The sequence below is a fragment of the Siccirubricoccus deserti genome, assembly GCF_014283215.1.
GTDB lineage: Bacteria > Pseudomonadota > Alphaproteobacteria > Acetobacterales > Acetobacteraceae > Siccirubricoccus > Siccirubricoccus deserti.
Genome location: NZ_JACOMF010000023.1, coordinates 44,334 through 62,064, shown reverse-complemented (window position 1 = coordinate 62,064; position 17,731 = coordinate 44,334). Strand labels below are relative to the sequence as shown.

At 70.9% G+C, this 17,731-nt stretch carries 17 protein-coding genes and 1 tRNA gene; 4 read left to right on the top strand and 14 right to left on the bottom strand.

Features of this window, described 5'->3' with window-relative positions; genetic code table 11:
• Positions 1-194: 194 nt before the first annotated feature.
• From H7965_RS17720 to H7965_RS17710, 3 genes are all read right to left on the bottom strand, one after another.
• A complete protein-coding gene (locus H7965_RS17720) occupies positions 195-611 on the bottom strand; it encodes an acyl-CoA thioesterase (protein ID WP_186771914.1) in 417 nt (138 codons plus the stop codon).
• 110 nt (positions 612-721) lie between these two features.
• Positions 722-1,462: a class I SAM-dependent methyltransferase gene (locus H7965_RS17715; RefSeq protein ID WP_186771913.1), complete on the bottom strand. Its 741-nt coding sequence runs from the start codon at positions 1,460-1,462 to the stop codon at positions 722-724.
• Positions 1,463-1,514: 52 nt separating this feature from the next.
• Entirely contained in the window at positions 1,515-2,516 is a 1,002-nt protein-coding gene (locus tag H7965_RS17710; RefSeq protein ID WP_186771912.1) for an NAD-dependent epimerase/dehydratase family protein, read from the bottom strand.
• Positions 2,517-2,822: 306 nt separating this feature from the next.
• Here H7965_RS17710 and H7965_RS17705 point away from each other — a divergent pair, with 306 nt between their 5' ends.
• Positions 2,823-4,208, top strand: a complete 1,386-nt coding sequence (locus H7965_RS17705; protein ID WP_315898698.1) for a nucleotide sugar dehydrogenase — start codon at positions 2,823-2,825, stop codon at positions 4,206-4,208.
• Between the two features lie 155 nt (positions 4,209-4,363).
• Here H7965_RS17705 and H7965_RS17700 read toward each other — a convergent pair whose 3' ends face one another.
• The 7 genes from H7965_RS17700 to H7965_RS17670 all read right to left on the bottom strand — a co-directional run bounded on the left by H7965_RS17700 (position 4,364) and on the right by H7965_RS17670 (position 13,172).
• Positions 4,364-5,602 (bottom strand): hydroxysqualene dehydroxylase, encoded by a 1,239-nt coding sequence (locus H7965_RS17700; RefSeq protein ID WP_186771911.1) that lies wholly within the window; start codon positions 5,600-5,602, stop codon positions 4,364-4,366.
• Positions 5,603-5,642: 40 nt separating this feature from the next.
• Positions 5,643-7,280 carry a squalene/phytoene synthase family protein gene (locus H7965_RS17695; RefSeq protein WP_186771910.1) on the bottom strand — a complete coding sequence of 546 codons (1,638 nt, stop codon included), beginning with the start codon at positions 7,278-7,280 and terminating at the stop codon, positions 5,643-5,645.
• Positions 7,277-8,380, bottom strand: coding sequence for a glycosyltransferase (locus H7965_RS17690; RefSeq protein WP_186771909.1), 1,104 nt, complete (start codon positions 8,378-8,380; stop codon positions 7,277-7,279). The genes H7965_RS17695 and H7965_RS17690 overlap by 4 nt, the downstream gene beginning before the upstream one ends.
• Positions 8,380-9,186: a lysophospholipid acyltransferase family protein gene (locus H7965_RS17685; protein ID WP_186771908.1), complete on the bottom strand. Its 807-nt coding sequence runs from the start codon at positions 9,184-9,186 to the stop codon at positions 8,380-8,382. Before H7965_RS17685 ends, H7965_RS17690 begins: the two co-directional genes overlap by 1 nt.
• A 27-nt stretch (positions 9,187-9,213) precedes the next feature.
• Positions 9,214-10,806, bottom strand: coding sequence for a phytoene desaturase family protein (locus tag H7965_RS17680; protein ID WP_186771907.1), 1,593 nt, complete (start codon positions 10,804-10,806; stop codon positions 9,214-9,216).
• Positions 10,807-10,815: 9 nt separating this feature from the next.
• A complete protein-coding gene (gene crtI / locus H7965_RS17675; protein ID WP_186771906.1) occupies positions 10,816-12,405 on the bottom strand; it encodes a phytoene desaturase family protein in 1,590 nt (529 codons plus the stop codon).
• A gap of 323 nt (positions 12,406-12,728) precedes the next feature.
• Positions 12,729-13,172 (bottom strand): cupin domain-containing protein, encoded by a 444-nt coding sequence (locus H7965_RS17670; RefSeq protein ID WP_222440677.1) that lies wholly within the window; start codon positions 13,170-13,172, stop codon positions 12,729-12,731.
• Positions 13,173-13,357: 185 nt separating this feature from the next.
• On the opposite strand from H7965_RS17670, the gene H7965_RS17665 reads away from it, so the two are divergent.
• Positions 13,358-13,720, top strand: coding sequence for a MarR family winged helix-turn-helix transcriptional regulator (locus tag H7965_RS17665; RefSeq protein ID WP_222440676.1), 363 nt, complete (start codon positions 13,358-13,360; stop codon positions 13,718-13,720).
• Between the two features lie 465 nt (positions 13,721-14,185).
• Here H7965_RS17665 and H7965_RS17660 read toward each other — a convergent pair whose 3' ends face one another.
• Complete coding sequence (locus tag H7965_RS17660) at positions 14,186-15,169, bottom strand: hypothetical protein (RefSeq protein WP_186771904.1); 984 nt, start codon at positions 15,167-15,169, stop codon at positions 14,186-14,188.
• 47 nt (positions 15,170-15,216) lie between these two features.
• Positions 15,217-15,732, bottom strand: coding sequence for an adenine phosphoribosyltransferase (locus H7965_RS17655; protein ID WP_186771931.1), 516 nt, complete (start codon positions 15,730-15,732; stop codon positions 15,217-15,219).
• 123 nt (positions 15,733-15,855) lie between these two features.
• On the opposite strand from H7965_RS17655, the gene H7965_RS17650 reads away from it, so the two are divergent.
• Positions 15,856-16,110, top strand: coding sequence for a DUF2842 domain-containing protein (locus H7965_RS17650; protein WP_186771903.1), 255 nt, complete (start codon positions 15,856-15,858; stop codon positions 16,108-16,110).
• Between the two features lie 144 nt (positions 16,111-16,254).
• On the opposite strand, the gene H7965_RS17645 is transcribed toward H7965_RS17650, so the two are convergent.
• Positions 16,255-16,331 (bottom strand) — tRNA-Pro (locus H7965_RS17645).
• Between the two features lie 121 nt (positions 16,332-16,452).
• Positions 16,453-17,040 carry an LOG family protein gene (locus H7965_RS17640; protein ID WP_186771902.1) on the bottom strand — a complete coding sequence of 196 codons (588 nt, stop codon included), beginning with the start codon at positions 17,038-17,040 and terminating at the stop codon, positions 16,453-16,455.
• 167 nt (positions 17,041-17,207) lie between these two features.
• Between H7965_RS17640 and H7965_RS17635 the strand changes: the two genes are divergently transcribed.
• Positions 17,208-17,642 (top strand): cytochrome c, encoded by a 435-nt coding sequence (locus H7965_RS17635; protein WP_186771901.1) that lies wholly within the window; start codon positions 17,208-17,210, stop codon positions 17,640-17,642.
• The last annotated feature ends 89 nt before the right edge of the window (positions 17,643-17,731 follow it).

Sequence of the window (17,731 nt, the reverse complement as noted above, 5' to 3'; positions counted from 1 at the left end):
GCTCCGCTCCATCCTGGTGGGGATGGCAGCATGGCACGGTGTCGCGGCAGGGGCATACCAGCGGCATGACTCTCCCTTTCATGCCGAGCGCCCGCACGGTCGCCGCGCCAGTTGGCGGGCAGCCAAAGGGCTTGTGGGGCAAACCGCCCGCCACGACGGGGGCCGCTGATCGGTCAGACCAACGGCCGTCAGCGTCAGCCAAGCTTCGCGGCGATGTCTGCCGGCATCGGCACCGCGCGCAGCACGCCATCCGGCCCCGTCCTGCCCCAGATCCGCACCTGCTCCCCCTCCGCCGCCAGCGAGCCATCGACCAGCAGGAAGCGGTGAATGAGGTGGAAGGCGCGGCCCTCGCCGGGGCGTGGCGGGTCGATTGCATGGGTCAGCACATCGCCGAATCGCGCCGGCGCGCGGAAGGCGCAGCGCACATCCACCAGCGGCGCGCCGCGGAAATCCGGCTCCGCCCGCTGCAGGGCAACGAAATCGACGCCACGGGAGCGGCTGAAATCGGTGAAACCTTCATCCATCCAGCGGATGAAATTGGCATGGAAGACGATGCCCGCCGGGTCGCAATCGTTCCAGTGCACCAGGAATTGCCGGGTGAAGCCGCTCATTGCCGGTCCCTACAGCGGATTGCGTTCATGTCAGAATGACGATCCGCTGCAGACTGTTGCCTGTACAGCGGATTCACCCTCCGGGCGTTCGCGGCCCTCCGCAATCCGCTTCAACCGGCCGGCTTGCGCAACACGCAGAGCGACTGGCCCATGGCATAATGACCCGGCAGCACCCCTGGCACCGTGGTCTCGGCAGTCACCGGGATCGCCAGCTCGTCGCCCGGGTTCATCGCCTCCACCACGAAGCCGAGCCGCTCGGCCCAGAGCCGCAGATCCGCCGGGTGCATGAAGACGTTGAGATGACCCGCCATGCTGCGCTGCCGCACCCAGGCGATATTCGCCTCGAACACCGGCCAGGCCAGGCCGACGGCGTATTCCAGGAAGGAGAATACCACCGCCCCGCCGGGCTTCAGCGCCCGGTGCGCCTCCGCCAGATAGACCCAGCTCTCCTCGTGCAGCAGATGGGTGAAGACCGAGAAGAAACCGATCATGTCCGCCGCGCCATCCGCCACCGGGATGTGGATCCGCTCCTCGTGCAGGAAGCGGAAGTCCGGTCGCGCCGCCTTGCGCGCGGCGAATTCCAGCAGCGCCGGGACCACGTCGGTGCCGAGGTAATCGAGCTTCGGATACCGCGCGAGCTGCACTGCCAGCCGGCCGGAGCCGCAGCCGACATCGACCACCCGGCTGTCCGGCTTCAGCCCGTGCTTCACCAGCAGCGAATGCTCCAGGCAGCCGATCACCGCATAATCGCCGCCGACTGCGGAGGCCATCGCCTCCTCCTCCGGCATGGCGCGAAGGGCGTTGTCGACCATCTCGGGGTAGGAGATCAGGTAGCGAAGCTGGTTGCTCATGCGGCATCGCCTCCGGGCGTGCAGTAATACAGGTGCGACCCGGCGGCCGGGGTCATACGGCGTAGTATTCGTGGTACCAGGCAACAAAGGCGGCGATGCCGGTGGCGATGCCGGTGGCGGGGCGGTAGCCGGTTAACGCCTCCAGCAGGCTGCTGTCGGCCCAGGTCTTCAGCACCTCCCCGGGCTGCATTGGCAGCATGTTGCGCTGCGCCTTGCGGCCGGTGGCGCGCTCGATCTCGGCAATGAAGTCCAGCAGCTGCACCGGGCTGGCATTGCCGATGTTGACCACCCGGAAGGGTGCCACCGGGCTCAGCGAATCGATCGGCGCCACCGGCGCGCCGGCCTGCGGCACGCAGGGGATCAGCCGGGTGATCGCCTCCACCAGATCGTCGACATAGGTGAAGTCCCGTTCCATCCGGCCGTGGTTGTAGATGTCGATGGGGCGGCCGGCCAGGATGGCGTCGGTGAATTTGAAGAAAGCCATGTCCGGCCGGCCCCAGGGGCCGTAGACGGTGAAGAAGCGGAACATGGTGGTCGGCTGCTGCCGGAGATGCGCGTAGCTGTGGCCGATGTGCTCGGTCGCCAGCTTGGTCGCGGCGTAGATGTTCAGCGGCGTCGACACCGCATCCGTCTCCCGGAACGGCATGGCGGTGTTGGCGCCATAGACGGAGCTGGTGGAGGCCATCAGCAGGTGCCGCACCGGCTGGTGGCGGACCGCCTCCAGCAGGGTGGAGGTGGCAACGAGGTTATTGTGGACGTAGCTCTCCGGATGCTCCAGCGCGTAGCGCACGCCGGCCTGGGCAGCCAGGTGGACCACCACCTCTGGCGCTTCCTGCCGCAGCACCTCGGCCAGCCGCGGCGCATCGGCCAAATCGAAGATGTGGGGGGTGAATCCGGCCTCCCGCTCCAGCCTCGCGTGCCGGGCCTGCTTCAGCCGGACGTCGTAATAAGGGACCAGGGCATCGATTCCCGCGACGGCATGCCCGGCTTCCAGCAGCCGCCGGGACAGGTGGAAACCGATGAAACCGGCACTGCCGGTGACCAGGATCTTCATCGCGGTTGCTCCGATGCGGCCTCCTCCTAGAGCAAACTCCGGCCAGGTGGAATCGCCGGACCGGAGCAATTCGCTTGCCCGGACAGGCATCTGGAGCGGCTTTCGTGAGCCGGGGCAAAACGGAAGCCGCTCCAGCCCGTGATCGGCCCGGATGGAAACGCCCGGAGCGTGATTCACCGATGCTTTGGCGAGCGCCGGGCAACGCCGAGGCGAGACTGTCGACCAAAAGCACTCCATCCGAGCAACTGGAGTTTGGAATGCTCTTTCTGGTTGATTTTATAGAATCGATATCACAACGCTTGAATCATGCCGGATACGATACTCCCGATTTCCCCTGCCGGCCTCGCCATGCCGCCCTGCCGGGGAGAGGAGGCCCTGGCGGCGCGTTTCGCCAACCGCCAAGCGCGGATCGCCGTCATCGGCCTCGGCTATGTCGGGCTGCCGCTGGCGCTGACCCTGGTGGCGGCCGGCTTCGCCACCACCGGCCTCGATTCCGATGGAACAAAGCTGGCCCGGCTCGCTGCCGGGGAGAGCACGCTGCGGCAGATCCCCAATGACCGGGTAGCCTCGGCGCTGCGGGAGGGCAGGCTGACGGTGACCGGCTCATGGTCCTGCCTGGCCGAGGCCGATGCGGTGCTGATCTGCGTGCCGACCCCGCTCGGCCGGTACCGGGAGCCGGACCTTTCGGCGGTGGAGGCCGCGGCGCGGCGGATTGCCGCCCACCTCCGCCCCGGCCAGCTGGTGGTGCTGGAATCCACCACATGGCCCGGCACGACCAGGGAGGTCGTGCAACCCGTTCTCGAAGCAACCGGGCTGGTCGCTGGCCGGGATTTCTACCTTGCCTATTCGCCGGAGCGCGAGGACCCCGGCAACACCGCCTACCGCACCGCTACCATCCCCCGCGTGGTCGGTGCCGCCGACCCGGAGTCGCAGCGCCTCGCCCTCGTCCTCTACGGCGCGGTGACGGAGCGGGTGGTGCCGGTCCGCTCCCCGGAAACCGCCGAGGCGGTGAAGCTGACCGAAAACATCTTCCGTGCCGTCAACATCGCCCTGGTGAACGAGCTGAAGCAGGTGTTCGGCGCCATGGGGATCGATGTATGGGAGGTGATCGAGGCCGCCCGCACAAAGCCCTTCGGCTACATGCCATTCCAGCCCGGCCCCGGGCTCGGCGGCCACTGCATCCCGGTGGACCCCTTCTACCTCGCCTGGAAGGCGCGGGCGCATGGCGTGCCGACCCGTTTCGTCGAACTCGCCGGCGAGATCAACACGGCGATGCCGCTGCTGGTGCTGGAGGCGCTGGGCCGGGCGCTCGACACCACCCAGGGCCGCGGCTTCCGCGGCAGCCGCATCCTGGTGCTGGGCGTCGGCTACAAGCCGAACCTTGAGGATGTGCGGGAAAGCCCGGCGCTGCGACTGATTGAGTTGATCGAGCAGCGCGGCGGCGTCCCCGCCTACCACGACCCGCTGGTCCCCGCCCTGCCCGCCACCCTGCCGGATCACCCGAGCCTCGCCGGCAGGCGCTCGCTGCCGCTCGACGATGCGGTGCTCAGGGATTGCCATGCGGTGCTGATCACGACCGACCATGACGGCGTGGATTACCCGCGAATCGCCGCGCTGGCGCCGCTGGTGGTGGACACGCGCAACATCTGCGCCCGGCTCGGGCTGACCGGGGCGCATATCGTCAAGGCGTAGCGGGCTGGTGGGCGGCCGGGCGAGGCGCTTCCAGGCACGGCCGCGCCACCAATCCTCATGGCCGGACTTGGCCCGGCCATCCGTGGCCTCGTCGAGGCGGATGCACGGGTCGGGTCCGTGCATGCCAGTGCGAGGCCCTCAGGGCCGGCAGACCACTACGGGCGGGCAGCCCCGGCAGCGGTTTTCGCGGCGCCCCGCGCCGCCGCCTCGCCGCTCAGCACCGCCGCCTCGATGGTCGCGGGCAGCACCGGATCGGTCCAGTCGCCAGCCAGCGCCAAGTTGGCCATCGGCAGCAGCGGCGGGCGGGGCGGCGGACCCGGCGTGTGGCGCGGGGTGGCGCGGCGCTCCTTCACCACCCGGCAGGGCGGCACCGCCTCCGGCCAGTCGCCGGCCAGGCCGAAGGCCAAGGCGGCGCGGCGCAGCTCCGCCCAGGCGCGGGCCGCCAGCGTCGCCTGATCCTCCCGCGCCGCGTCATCCCCGGCGGAGACAGTGACGGAGACGCCAGCCGGTCGCACCAGCACCCACTGGCACAATGCCTCCAGCAGGCCGAGGAAGCGCACCGGCCCCGGCGAGGCATGGTCGAAATGCAGGTTGACGATCGGCGCATACCCGTCCGGCACCGGCAGATGCGGCAGCAGCCGCTGGCTCTCCCAGGGCGGGGTGGCCAGCACCGCGGCATCGCCGGGGCGGAGGGTGATGGCATCCCCGCCGAAATCCAGCGCCGCGACCCGGCCGGAGGCGAGCACCAACCGCCGCAGCCGAACACCGAAGCGCAGCGCAACGCCACCGCGCTCCAACGCCGCCAGCGCCGGCGCCACCAGATCCGGTCCGAGCCCCTGGCGGGCAACGAACAGCCGCGTCGCCCCCGGCCCGCCCAGCCGCCGCAGCACCGCGCCAAGGCGGTGGGCGGAGGCCTCGGCCACTGGCGTGTTCAGCGCCGCCACCACCAGCGGATCGAGGAAGCCACGGAGAAATTCCGGATGCGCCGCCATTGCCGCCCCCACTGCCCGGTCCGGCAGCGGCAGCGCCAGCCGGGCCAGCGCCAGCAGCGCCGCGGTGGAAAGCCCCGCCGGCCGCAGCGCCGGGTCGCGCCAGCCGAAGGGCGAGAGGGCGAGGCGGAAGGCGCGCCCATCGCGCATGTCGAGCACCGGCAGGCCACCCGGCTCCGGTTCCACCCAGCTGGCGCGGGCGCCGATCCGCTCCAGGAAGCCCAGGGCAGCCTTGTTGGCGCCGATCAGCGCATGGGTGCCGTTGTCGGTGCCATCCGGCAGCGCCCGGCAGCGCCCTCCGGCCTGGGTCGTCGATTCATGCAGCACCACGGCATGGCCCTGCCCGGCCAGCGCCAGCGCCGCGGCCAGCCCGGCAACGCCGGCGCCGACGACATGGATGGTCATGCCACGGCACCCCGGCCATGGCGGTACCCACGGAACAGGCTCACGCCGCCTTCCCGAAGCCCAGCGCCATCCAGGCCATGCGCAGCTTCTCCGCCTTGGCAAGGCGCAGACGCGGCCGCTCGCCCTCCCAGCCACGCGCCCGCATCCGCTCCAGCAGCCGGCGGTAGCCCCACATCATCACCGCCGCGGGCAGCAGCGCCTTCGGATCGTAGCGCCGGAGATCCGCCGCGGCGGTCGCGAAGCCGGCGCTGGCCCGCTCGGCCAGGCCGGCGCAGATCGCCGCAAAGTGCGGATGGGCGATGATCTCACGCGCCGGTCCTTCCGGAATGCCGGCGGCGGCCAGCATGTCACGCGGAATGTAGACCCGCTCGCGCAGCGCATCCTCATCGACGTCGCGGAGGATGTTGGTGAGCTGCAAGGTATGGCCGAGGGCAATGCCGAAGCCTTCGGCCTCCGGCGCGCCAAAGATGCGCACGCTCATCGCGCCGACGCTGCCGGCAACGCGGCGGCAGTAGAGGTCGAGCTCCGCCTCGGTCTGCAGCCGCAGCCGGTCGGCGGCATCGGTCTCCATGCCGGCGACCATCGCCTCGCACTCGCTGAGGGGCACACCATAGGCCTCCCGCGCCCAGGCCAGCTCGCGCGACAGGACGCAGTCGGGCGTCACCAGCTTGGCGCGCCATTCACCGAGGAACCGGCGCTTCTCGGCCTCCGGCATGGCGCCATCGGCGATGTCGTCCACCGCCCGGCAGAAAGCATAGACCGCCCAGAGCGCCCGCCGCCGCTGCCCCTTCAGCGCCGCCATGCCGCGGGCGAAGGAGGAGCCGGCACGGGATACTCGGGCGGCGACAATCCTCGGTGGCCGCGGCCCGAGCAATGGGGCGGCGGCGAAGGCACGGGCGAAATCGGCCTTGCCCAGCGCGACGCGGCCGAGCACCGGATCGTTGGCGCGCAGCCGCGCCAGCAGCCGCCGGGCCAAGGCGATGGTGATCGTCGATTGCCAGGCCAGCCGCCGCGCCCGCAGCAGCCGCGGCAGCGCGCTGGCGCGGTCCAGCAGCGCCTCGATCCGGTCGAGCGCGGCATCCAGCACCTCCCGCCGCGCCGCGTTGGCCGGCTCGAAGAAGGCGTCGGTGCCGCCGGCGAGCGCCAGCCAGGGCTCCGGCAGGTAGATGCGGTCGAGCGCGGCGCGGTCCGGCACCAGATCCTGCAGATGGTTCAGCAGCTGCAGCGCGGTGCAGAGCGCATCGGCCGCGGCATTGGCGGTGGCATTGTCGCCATCGCCATGCAGCCGCAGCAGCATCCGCCCGACCGGGTCGGCGGAACGGCGGCAGTAATCCTCCAGCGCTGCCCAATCGGCGTAGCGGGTGCAGGTCGCATCCTGGCGGAAGGCGGAGAGCATCAGCCGTGCCTCGCCGGTGCCGACGCCGAGCGTGTGGAGCCGCCGCGCCTCCGGCATAGCCGTCGCCGGATCGTCCAGCGCCCGCTCCATGGCATCCAGCCGGGCAAGCTTCTCCGCGGCCGGCAGATCGGGGCTGTCGGCGATGTCGTCGGCGGTGCGGACGAAACGGTAGAAGCCCATCACCTGGGCGCGCAGCGGCTTCGCCAGCAGCAGCGAGGCGGTGGGGAAATTCTCCGAATCATGGTCGCGGGTGGGGGTTGCCGAAACGGCGACGCTGCTCATGCCGCCTTTGTGGCCGGATATGCGCGGCCTTTCCAGCCCGCCGGGCGGCCCAGCGCCGCCCTGGCCAGCGCATCCCACTGGATCGCCAGCGCCACCGCGACGGTCAGCGGGTGCAGCGGCACCGTCCACCAGGGCTCCCGCGCGCGCAGGGTGATGGCGGCGCGCAGCGCCAGCATCAGCAGGATCGCGGCGGCCGCCGGGCCGGAGGGCAGCAGCGCCCAGGGCCAGAGATGCGCCCCGGCCAGCAGGGTGGTCCAGACCGGCAGGCCAAGCGGCGTCGCCATCCCCTCCCGCGCATTCTTGACGAATCCGGCCCAGCTTTCGCGGAAGCCCCGGTACATCCGGCAGGTGGCGAGCGGGGCGCCGTCCACCACCTCGGTCCGCAGTCCCTGAAGGCGGAAGCGGCGGGCCAGCGCCAGCCCGTCGTGCAGCACGCCGCGCACCGCGCCATGGCCGCCGATCGCCGCATAGGCGGCGCGGTCGCAGAGCACCAGCTGGCCGCAGGCGGCGGCGAGGTCGGGCCGGCGGGTGAAGGCCCGGCCACCGCCCGGCAGGTAGCCGAGCAGCAGCAGGTTTATCGCCGGCACCGTCAGCGCCTCCCCCAGCGAGAGAATGCGCTGGCGCGGCACGCCGGAGACCATGGCGATGCCCCGCGCCGCCGCATGCTCCGCCAGCGCCGCGGCAGCCTCCGGCGCCAGCCGCACATCGGCGTCGATGAACAGCAGATGGCTGCCGCGCGCCGCCTCGGCCAGCAGGGCGCAGGCATGCACCTTGCCGGTCCAGCCCGGCGGCAGCGGCGGGGCGGCGAGCAGCCGCAGGCGGGAGTCGGCGGCGGCACGGCGGGCGACGATCTCGCCAGTGCCGTCGCGCGAGCCATCATCCATGACGATCATCTCCACCGCGACGCCGCGGCTGGCCAGGGCGGCGTCGAGACAGGCCTCGATATTCGCCGCCTCGTCCCGCGCCGGCACCAGGATGGAGACCAGCCGACCCGCCGGTGCCGCGGTGGGCGGGCGGAGCCGTGGCAGCAGCACCAGGTTCACCAGTCCGACGCTGGCCGGCAGCAGAGCCAGCGCCAGACAGATCCAGGCCCAGCCCATCACCCGGCCTCCGGGTCATGACGCGGATCGAAGCGCCTGCCCCGCAGCCACGCACCGAGGTGGCGCCATCCTTGGTAAACGCCGCCCATCCCCTCCCGCCCCCGCAGCACCGGGCGGAAGCGCGAAGGATCGCGGGCGATCGCATCCGTGGCGAGGCGGTCCATCACCGCCTCCAGCGCCCGGGCCAGCGCCGCGGCGCGGGCCTCCCGTTCCATCGCGGCCAGCGCCGCGCCTGCCAGCGGCGGGCCGAAGCCGGCCAGCAGCTCGGCGGATTTCTCCGACCAGAAGGGGTATTCCAGCGCCAGCGGCAGGAAGCGCGCGGCGGGGGCAAGTTCGGCCAGCCGGACCAGCCCGGGGGCGATCGGCACCGGCCGCTCGCGCACGTCGCAGAACCGGCCGGGCGCGTTCATCCAGAGCATATGGCCCGGCGCTGCCAGCACCGCCTCCGCCGTGCGCAGGAAGGCGATGGCGCCCCGCGCTGAATGCCGTTCCACGCCGAAGACCCCGATCCGCCGCATGAAGCCGTAGCGGGCGAGCGCCGCCGCCTCCATCGGGACGATCATGCGCCGGCCGGGAAACAGCTCGGTCGAGAGCAGCATGAAGGCGACGCCATCCCACCAGGAAGGGTGGTTGGCATAGACCACCAGCGGCGCGTCCCCGGCGTCTGGCGGCGGCGCGCCCCAGGCGGCGAGCCGCACCGCGCGCAGATGCCGCGCGGCGAAGCGGCGGAAGACCAGGCAGAAGAAGCGGAAATGCGCCGGCGAGAACAGCATGACCGGCGATGCCCCATCCTGCGGCCCGTTCATGCTCCCCTCCCGGCCGGCGTGACCGCTCTACTCGGCGGCGAGCGGCGGCCGCAGCGCATCGCGCTGCCCCGCCCGTTCCGCCGCCTCCGGCATGCCGCGCCCGCCAAGGTCGCGGTCCAGCGCATCGGCGGCGATCCAGCCGCTCATCATCACCATCGGCATCCCCGGCCCCGGATGCGCCGCGCCGCCTGCGAGGTAGAGTCCTTTCACCTGGCGGGAACGATTGCCCGGCTTGAAGGCGCCGAGGAAGGCGCCGTGCGAGGCGAGGCCGTAGATCGCGCCATCCAGCACCCGGTAGCGCTCATGGATGTCGGCCGGCGTCAGCGCCCGCTCCACCACGATCCGCTCCTCGATGTCGCCGAGGCCGGCGGTGCGCTTCAGCTTGTCGAGGATCGCCTGGCGATAGGGCGCGAACATGCGCGACCAATCCTGGCCGGGGCGCAGATGCGGGGTGTGCACCAGCACGTAGAGCGCCTCGCCGCCCTCCGGCGCCACACTGGGGTCGCTGGCCGAGGGCGCGGCGAGGTAGCAGCTAGGGTCGGGCGCCGGCTCGCCGCGCTTGTAGATGGCGTCGAACTCCTCCTCCGCATCGCGGGAGAAGACGAAGCAATGGTGCGCCAGATGCTCGTAGCGCCGCTTCAGCCCGAGGTAGAGCACCACGCCGCTGCAGGCCGGCTCCACCTTCTTGCGCGCATAGCGCTGGCCGGCCTCGCCCACGACCAGCTCCCGGTAGGTGCGGATGGCGTCCATGTTGGAGATGACGGCGTCGCAGGCGATGCGCTCGCCGGCGGCGGTCTTCACCGCGCGGATGGCGTTGTTCCCCACCTCGAAGCCGGTGACATCGACGCTGGTGCGGAGATCGGCCCCCAGCTCGCCGGCCAGCTTCGCCAGCCCTTCGGCGACGGCGCGGGTGCCGCCGACCGGGTACCAGACGCCCTCGTTCACCTGCATGTCGCCGATCGAGCAGAGCACCGCCGGTGCCAGATACGGGTTGGAGCCGACATATTGGCAGAAATGGTCGAGCATCTGCGCCAGCCGGGCATCCGGCACATGGCCGCGGATCACCTTCGCCATCGATTTGCCCAGACGCAGCGCCAGCACGTCGCGCATGGTGCCGGGATCGAAATTGCTTTTGAGGTTGATGGTGTCGAGCATCGACTCCACGGGCTTCCAGAAGAAGAATTTCTCCGAAACCTCATGCAGGTGGCGCGCCACCTTCTGGAACGCCTTGTAGCCCTCGCCCTGGCCGCTGCCGGGCGCGAAGCGGTCCATCGCCCGCGCCATCGCCTCGACATCCTCGACCAAGTCGATGCGCGTGTCGTCGGCGAAGAAGCAGCGCCATTGCGGATCGAGCCGCAGCAGCGGCAGTTCCTGCGCCTGGTCGCGCCCGGCCTCGGCGTAGATGCGCCGCAGCACCCGCGGCACGGTCAGGATGGTCGGGCCCATGTCGAAGCGGAACGTCCCGCTGCCATCCGGCGCATCGAGCTGCAGCACCGCCGCCTTGCCGCCGAGCCAGGGATTCTTCTCCAGCACCGTCACCCGATGCCCGCGTGCCGCCGCCACCGCCGCCGCCGCCAGCCCGCCGAGCCCGCTTCCCACCACCACCACATGCGCGCCCATGGCCTTCCCCTATTCCGCGGCGTTCAAGGCCGGGGCGGCCCCGGCGAAGCCGGTGCCCTGCGGCACCTCGCCAAGCCCGAGGTCGCGCGCCAGCAGCCCGGCGCTGATTCGCGCGCCCTCGTAGATCACCGGCAGCCCGCTGCCCGGGTGGGTGCCGCCACCGACCAGATAGACGCCCTCCACCCCGTCGAAGCGGTTGCGCGGCCGGAAGCACAACATCTGCCCAAGATCGTGGCTGAGGTTGAAGGTGGCGCCGAAGCCCACCGCATACTCGTCCCGCCATTCGCGCGGCGTCACCATCCGCTCGTAACGGATGCGGCCTTCGAGGTCCGGCAGGCCGAGCGCCTTGAGCCGGTCGAGCGCCAGCCGGCGGAAGCGCGGCGCCTCGGCCGCCCAGTCGAAGCCGCGCGCCTCGGCGTCGCGCAGGTTGGGCACCGGCACCAGCAGGTAGAGGCTGCTGTGCCCCGGCGGCGCCATGGTCGCGTCGCTGGCGCCGGGGTGGTGCAGGTAGAGGCTCGGCATATCCGGCGCCTCGCCCGTCTCGATCTGGCGGATGTTCCGGCGGTAGTCCTCGGCCAGCAGGACGGTGTGGTGGGCAAGGCCGGGCAAGTCGCCCTCGATCCCGAGGTAGAGCATGAAGGTCGAGCAGGAGTAGCGCGCCCGGGCGATCCGTCGGTCCGGCCATTGCCGGCGCAGCGCATCGGGGATCAGCCGCGGCATGGCATGGGCGAAATCGGCGTTCACCACCACCGCATCGGCGGCATGGCGGCGGCCGCCAACCTCCACGCCAATCGCCCGCCGCCCGGCGAAGGCGATGCGCTCCACCGCCTCGTCCAGCCGGATGTCGACGCCGAGCCGCGCCGCCACCTGGGCCATGGCGGTGGCGATGCTGCCGCAGCCGCCGCGCGGGTGAAAGACGCCGTGCTCGTATTCTAGGAAGGACAGGATGGTAAAGAGGCTGGGACAGCGGAACGGGCTCATCCCCAGATATTTGCTCTGGAAGGAAAAGGCGAGGCGGATCCGCGGGTCCTTGAAGTAACGCGCCAGATCCTGGTCCACGCTGCGATGCGGCCGCAGCAGCAACAGGCTCTTCAGCATCCCCGGGGTGAGGAAATCCGCCGGGCTGTCGAAGGCGCGTTCCAGCGCCGGGCGGAAGGCGGCCAGCTTGCGGCGGTTCTCGGCGATGAAGGGCCTGAGGCCGCGCGCATCACCCGGCGCGAGGCGGGCGATCTCGGCTTCCATCCGCGCCAGATCCGGGGTGGCGTCGATGCTGGTCGCACCTTCGAACACCAGCCGGTACTGCGGGTCGAGCCGCAGCAACTCGACCTCCTGCTCCAGGCTGGCACCGCAGGCGGAAAAAATCTCCGAGAGGATGCGCGGGTAAAGGAAGAAGGTTGGGCCGAGGTCAAAGCGGTAGCCCTGCCCGGTAGTCAGCGTGCGGCTGCGGCCGCCGACGACGCTGTCCCTCTCATGCAGGGTCACCCGGGCGCCCTGCGCGGCCAGCAACATGGCCGCGGCCAGCCCGCCAGGGCCGGCGCCGATGATGGCAATGCGGGGTCGGTTGGCCTGAAGGGCAGGCAAGGCTAGGGACAGGGTCATGCGCATCCGTCATCGGGCCGACTTCCGAGATGCGCCTTCGTCGGCGGTCCGCAAGTATGCCCCGGCGTATCGATGCACCATGGGGCGGATGACGGCTGCGATAAGCGCAACCCCGCCTGGGGCATTCCCGATCACCTGAGGTCATGGAAATGCTTTACCTGCTTGTTTGTAGGGCGGATTCACGTCTCCGGGCGATGCCGCCCCACGGCGATCTGCTCTGGGCGGTGTGGACAAAGTGAAGGTGGCCTGCCCGCCGGCGCCACCGGGGCGGCCGGCGGGTGGAGTGGATGCGCCGCCTCGCCGGCGGCGAGCCCGGGCGCGGGTCAGGCGGGGATAAGGCCGTGGCGGAGCATGACCTCCGTCACCTGTGCCGGGTCAGGCCTGCCCGGCACGTTCACCGCCTCGGCCACCTCCTCGAAGTAGCGCCGGCCGATGGAGCCGGGTGTCAGCACGATCAGCACCCGTGCGGTCCCTTCGTGCAGGTTTTCGTGGTGGTGCACGCTCCCGCGCGGGATGAAGGCGGCATCGCCGGGGCGGACCTCCTGCCTCTTGCCATCCACGGTCATGGTGAGCGTGCCCTCCAGCCCGTAGACGGCCTCGTCCACATCCCGGTGGTAGTGCGGCGCCGGCACGCGCGCATTGGCCGGGACTGCGAACTCGAACATCACGAGATCACCCGAGCCCTGCGTCTCATCGACCAGGAACCGCAACTCCATGGTCCCGATCCGGACGACCTTGCCGCTCGGTGCTTCCATCATGACTTCCATCTTGCCCTCCTCCTTCGTAAAGTCATTTTACAAAAACCACGTAAAGTGACTTTACGATGAGTGCAAGCAAAAAATCTCGCCCACGCCAGAGAGGTGCAGGCGTAGAGGGTAGCCCCCCCTTCGTCGGCGCCCTGCTGCGCCTGTGCTGGCGGCGCGTCCGTGACCGGATGCACGAGGCGGTCCGGGTGGCCGGCTTCACCGACCTTCAGGACCCGCACCTCTCCGTGTTCTCCTACCCGCTACCCGATGGCGTGCGGCCTTCCGCACTCGCGCACCGGATCGGGATGTCGCGGCAGGCGACGAACTATCTCATCACTCAGATGGAGGCGCTCGGTTACCTGGAGCGCCGCGCTACGGAGGGGGGCGGCGAACGGCGCCTCGTCCATCTCACCGAACGGGGCTGGCAGGTGGGCGAGGTGATCTTCGCCTGCCTGCGCGACCTCCAGGCGGAGTGGGCCGAGGCAATCGGGCCAGAGCGCTTCGACGATTTCATGGACGTGCTGCGGCGCCTCGCCGCGGACGAGCAGCAGGTGCTTTCTTCCCAGTAGCCTGAGCAGCCGGACCATCGTGACCCGCGGGCTATTGGCGGACAAGGAGTGGGCAATTCTCGCTTCGCGGGCGCCCTCCCCGGGATCACCGGCACATCCTCGATGCCATCCGTCAGGACACGCGTGACCGCGGCGCGCGGCCCGAGATCCTGACCAGGCGCAACCGGAAGGTCCAGCACCCGGTCAACCGCCGTCTCCATGCGCTGCGCAGCCGCGTCGAGCTCTGCATCAACTCCCGGCCAGCGGGAGTTGCTTCAGGCGCCGAGGTGAAAGCCGCCCTTCAATTCATTGAAGCCTTCACGCTGGAGCTGATGGTCGGTCACCAGATTGGCGACGACGAGCGCGGCAAGGCCGATGAGGAACGCGAGCATGGGGGTTCTCCAATATGAAATTCCTCCCCTTCCTCATCCGCTATATTGCATCGCACAAAATCGTTCCGCAAGAGCTTGCCACAGCGTCATGCGATCAATCGCCACGCCAGCCGAGCCGCCGCGCCAGCCAGGCCCGATAGGCGAGCACCGCATCCGGGGGCACCGCCAGGCTGGGATGGCCCGCCCCCGACAGCGGCCACAGCCCGGCGGAGAGTTCGGCGCGCCCTTCCTCCAGCCAACGCTGCGCCGCCGCCCGCCACAGCGCCACAAGGTTGCCCGGCGTCAGCGCCGGCAGCATCACCGCGGCCTGCAGCCGCGCATGCGTCGCGGCGGCGGCCAGCGCGGCCCGCAGCGCGGGCGGACCGGCGGTCGCCGCCTCCACCGCCGAGGGCAGGCCCGGCAGGCCGGGATCACGCCCACCGGCGGCATCGAGCGAGAACCAGGGCTGCAGCCCAAGCGCGGCCAGCCGGGCCGGCACCGCGGGGCCCTGCAGCAGGATCGCATCCACCGCCCCCTGCGCCAGAGCCGCCTCCGCCTCGGCACCGGACAGGCCGAGGACTCCGACCGCCGCCACGCCCATCAGGTCGCAGGCGAGCAGGCCCGCCGCGGCGGGGTGGTCGGCGGCGGGCAGCGCCAGCCGCAGCGGGGCGCCACCCGGCGCCGCCATGGGATTGCGGCCGGCGACGACCGCCGCGCCCTCCGCGCCGCAGACCGTCATCCAGCCGGCGCCGTCGTAGCGGGCACGCGGGTCGCCGACCAATCGTGCATGCAGCGCGGCGCCGGGCAGCACCAGCAGGGCGCGGCCATCTGGCGCCGCCTCGGTGGCGAAGCGATTGGCGGCGGTCACCCCGTCCGGCCCGCCGAGGACCATCGGCGTCAGCGCCACGGCTGTGGTCGCCCCGCGGGCCAACGCCGCCGCCAGCCGGGTCGCCCAGTGCGACAACGGGCCATCTTCGGGGCCGGGCACGAACAACACCGCCGCGCCGGGCAACATGGCCACGGCTCGTTGCGGGGCGACCGCCCAAAGGCCAAGGCCCAGGGCAAGGCCGCGGCGGGGGATGCTCACAAGGCGCTGCATCCGCATGTCCTCGGCCAGGCCAGACTTCCGGCCGGAAGCCTTGGCATCTATTCGTCGTAGCGAAGGAGGGTCTCGCAGGGCACGTCGAGCCTCGACCGGCCGCCGAGGAAGGTCAACTCGATCATCGCCGCGGTGGCGGGGACCACCGCCCCGGCCTGTCGCAGCAGCTTGACTCCTGCGGCCATGGTGCCGCCGGTCGCCAGCAGATCATCGAGCAGCACCACGCGCTGGCCCGGCACCACCGCATCGGCCTGGATCTCAATGCGGTCGGAACCGTATTCCAGCGCATAATCCAGCCCGATGGTGGCGCCCGGCAGCTTGCGCGGCTTGCGCAGCATGATGAAGCCAAGGCCAAGCTCCAGGGCGAGCGGCGCCGCCACCAGGAAGCCGCGGCTCTCGATCCCGGCCAGCAACTGCGGCCGGTACGGGCCGATCAGCCCCGCCAGCCGTGCCATCGCCGCCCGCCAGGCAGGGCCATGCCGCAGCAGGGTGGAGATGTCGTAGAACAGGATGCCGGGCTTCGGGAAATCGGGGATGCCGCGGATATGGTCGCGCAGGTCGATGTCGACGGTTTCCGGTACGCTGTCGGGCATGGCCGTTCCACCTCGGTGCGGGTTCGCCCAGTGCGGCCTGGCGCGGCGCGGGCGGATGTTCCTTACCCGCCGGGGTGCCGCGCCTGCAACCACGTGAATCCCCATGACGAAGGTTCGGGGCTTGGCGGGGCGGCCCGGCTGGTGCATCTCCGCGCCATGCTGCGCATCATCCTCGCCCTGTTCGCCGGAATGCTGGGGTTCCTGGCCTATCTCGGGGTGGTGCTGGCGCTGGCCGACCATGTCATCGGGCTGCACTGGGCACTGCAGGTCCCGTTCTTCCTGGCCGCCGGCGTTGCCTGGGCCTGGCCGGCTCGCTGGCTGATGTTCTGGGGCGCCGGCCAGCGCTGAGCGATCCGCCCGGCAGCCACCAACCTCGACGCACCCGCCGGCTTGCAGGCCAGCCGCACCGGCCCGCAACCGTCCAACATCCTTCGGGCCAGAACGGAAAAACCCCGCCAGCAAGGCTGGCGGGGCTTCCGGACAGGGCCGACTTGGTCGGAGCGAGAGGATTCGAACCTCCGGCCCCCGCGTCCCGAACACGGTGCTCTACCAGGCTGAGCTACGCTCCGTCGGTCGGGCCCTGATCATCGCGCCGTTTGCTCCGGCGCGCGGGAGGCGGCGATATAACCCTGGTCGGGCGGGCCGGCAAGCGGCTCCGGCCGCGAAGTTCGCATCGATCCGAAGAAGCGCTCAAAGCCGGGCCGCGGGCGCGGCACCGGCCGGCGCCTCCACCTGGGTCAGCAGCGCCAGCGCATCCGTCACCCGCGGCACCACCTCGTAGATTGAACGGTCGCCCTGCGCGACGAAGCCGCGGTCGATCAGCGAGTCGAACAGCGTCACCAGAGGCCGGGCCCAGCCATCGATGTCGAGGATGATGATCGGCTTGTCATGCAGCCCGAGCTGCCGCCAAGTGATCACCTCCACCGTCTCGTCCAGCGTGCCGAGCCCGCCCGAGAGGGTGACGAAGGCATCCGCAAGCTCAAACATCCGGGTCTTGCGGGTATGCATGCTGCTGGTGATCTCAAGCTCCGCCAGCGCCGGATAGGGCCGCTCGATCCGGGTGAGGAATTCGGGAATCACCCCGCGCACCCGGCCGCCGGCATCGAGCGCGGCCTTCGCCACCTCGCCCATCAGGCCAATGCCGCCGCCGCCATAGACCAGGGTCATGCCCCGCGTGGCGAGGCCGGCGCCGAGCGCCCGGGCGGCCTCGGCATGGGCCGGATCCGTGCCGCTGCGCGAGCCACAGAAGACGGCAACCGATTGAATGGCGGATGGCATACGAAACTCCCTGGTCACCCAGGCTAACGCATCCCGCAAGCAGTGGCTTCCCCCGCCGCGCTGCTCCATCCCGGACACGTCCCCGCGGGCCGCTCCCGCTGGCCTTGCCAGTTCGGGGCAAAACTGTGTCATCTTCGAAACCGTGACCCACGGCGCGGGAGAATGAGATGCGGTCGAAGAGCTGGCTGGCGGCGCTGGCACTGGTAGCGATGGCGGGGACGGCCTTCGCCCAGGCGGATGTCATCGCGCAGCGGCGCGAGGGGCTGAAGCGGATGGGCGGGCATATGGAGGCGTTCAAGCCGGTGGCCGATGCGCGCGGCGACGTCCGCGCCCTGGTGCCGCGAATCGACGACATGATCACCTTCTACCGCGGCCTGCCGGCGCGCTTCCCGGCCGGCTCCGGCACCGGCGACACCAAGGCGCTGCCGGCGATCTGGACCGATTTCGCCAGCTTCGAAGCCGCCAACACGCGGCTGCTGGGCCATCTTGAGGTACTGAAGACGATGGCCGGCGCCGGCGACGCGGCCGCCTTCGCCACCGCCTACCAGGCGACCGGACCGCAATTCTGCGGCGGCTGCCACCGGCCCTTCCGCGGCCGGTAGGACAGGTCATACGCTTCCGTCCTGCACGGGCCTGACCCGTGCATCCGATGCCGCGGACCGAGTTCGCCGGGTCGGCCGGGCCATGCCAG

What these genes read in the sequence shown, in the direction of transcription:
- H7965_RS17640 (WP_186771902.1), bottom strand. Translation starts at nt 17,040, where the DNA reads ATGCCATCCGCCATTCAATCGGTTGCCGTCTTCTGTGGCTCGCGCAGC.
- H7965_RS17705 (WP_315898698.1), top strand. Translation starts at nt 2,823, where the DNA reads ATGCCGGATACGATACTCCCGATTTCCCCTGCCGGCCTCGCCATGCCG.
- H7965_RS17680 (WP_186771907.1), bottom strand. Translation starts at nt 10,806, where the DNA reads ATGGGCGCGCATGTGGTGGTGGTGGGAAGCGGGCTCGGCGGGCTGGCG.
- H7965_RS17660 (WP_186771904.1), bottom strand. Translation starts at nt 15,169, where the DNA reads ATGCAGCGCCTTGTGAGCATCCCCCGCCGCGGCCTTGCCCTGGGCCTT.
- H7965_RS17715 (WP_186771913.1), bottom strand. Translation starts at nt 1,462, where the DNA reads ATGAGCAACCAGCTTCGCTACCTGATCTCCTACCCCGAGATGGTCGAC.
- crtI (WP_186771906.1), bottom strand. Translation starts at nt 12,405, where the DNA reads ATGACCCTGTCCCTAGCCTTGCCTGCCCTTCAGGCCAACCGACCCCGC.
- H7965_RS17695 (WP_186771910.1), bottom strand. Translation starts at nt 7,280, where the DNA reads ATGAGCAGCGTCGCCGTTTCGGCAACCCCCACCCGCGACCATGATTCG.
- H7965_RS17685 (WP_186771908.1), bottom strand. Translation starts at nt 9,186, where the DNA reads ATGAACGGGCCGCAGGATGGGGCATCGCCGGTCATGCTGTTCTCGCCG.
- H7965_RS17670 (WP_222440677.1), bottom strand. Translation starts at nt 13,172, where the DNA reads ATGGAAGTCATGATGGAAGCACCGAGCGGCAAGGTCGTCCGGATCGGG.
- H7965_RS17710 (WP_186771912.1), bottom strand. Translation starts at nt 2,516, where the DNA reads ATGAAGATCCTGGTCACCGGCAGTGCCGGTTTCATCGGTTTCCACCTG.
- H7965_RS17720 (WP_186771914.1), bottom strand. Translation starts at nt 611, where the DNA reads ATGAGCGGCTTCACCCGGCAATTCCTGGTGCACTGGAACGATTGCGAC.
- H7965_RS17690 (WP_186771909.1), bottom strand. Translation starts at nt 8,380, where the DNA reads ATGGGCTGGGCCTGGATCTGTCTGGCGCTGGCTCTGCTGCCGGCCAGC.
- H7965_RS17700 (WP_186771911.1), bottom strand. Translation starts at nt 5,602, where the DNA reads ATGACCATCCATGTCGTCGGCGCCGGCGTTGCCGGGCTGGCCGCGGCG.
- H7965_RS17635 (WP_186771901.1), top strand. Translation starts at nt 17,208, where the DNA reads ATGCGGTCGAAGAGCTGGCTGGCGGCGCTGGCACTGGTAGCGATGGCG.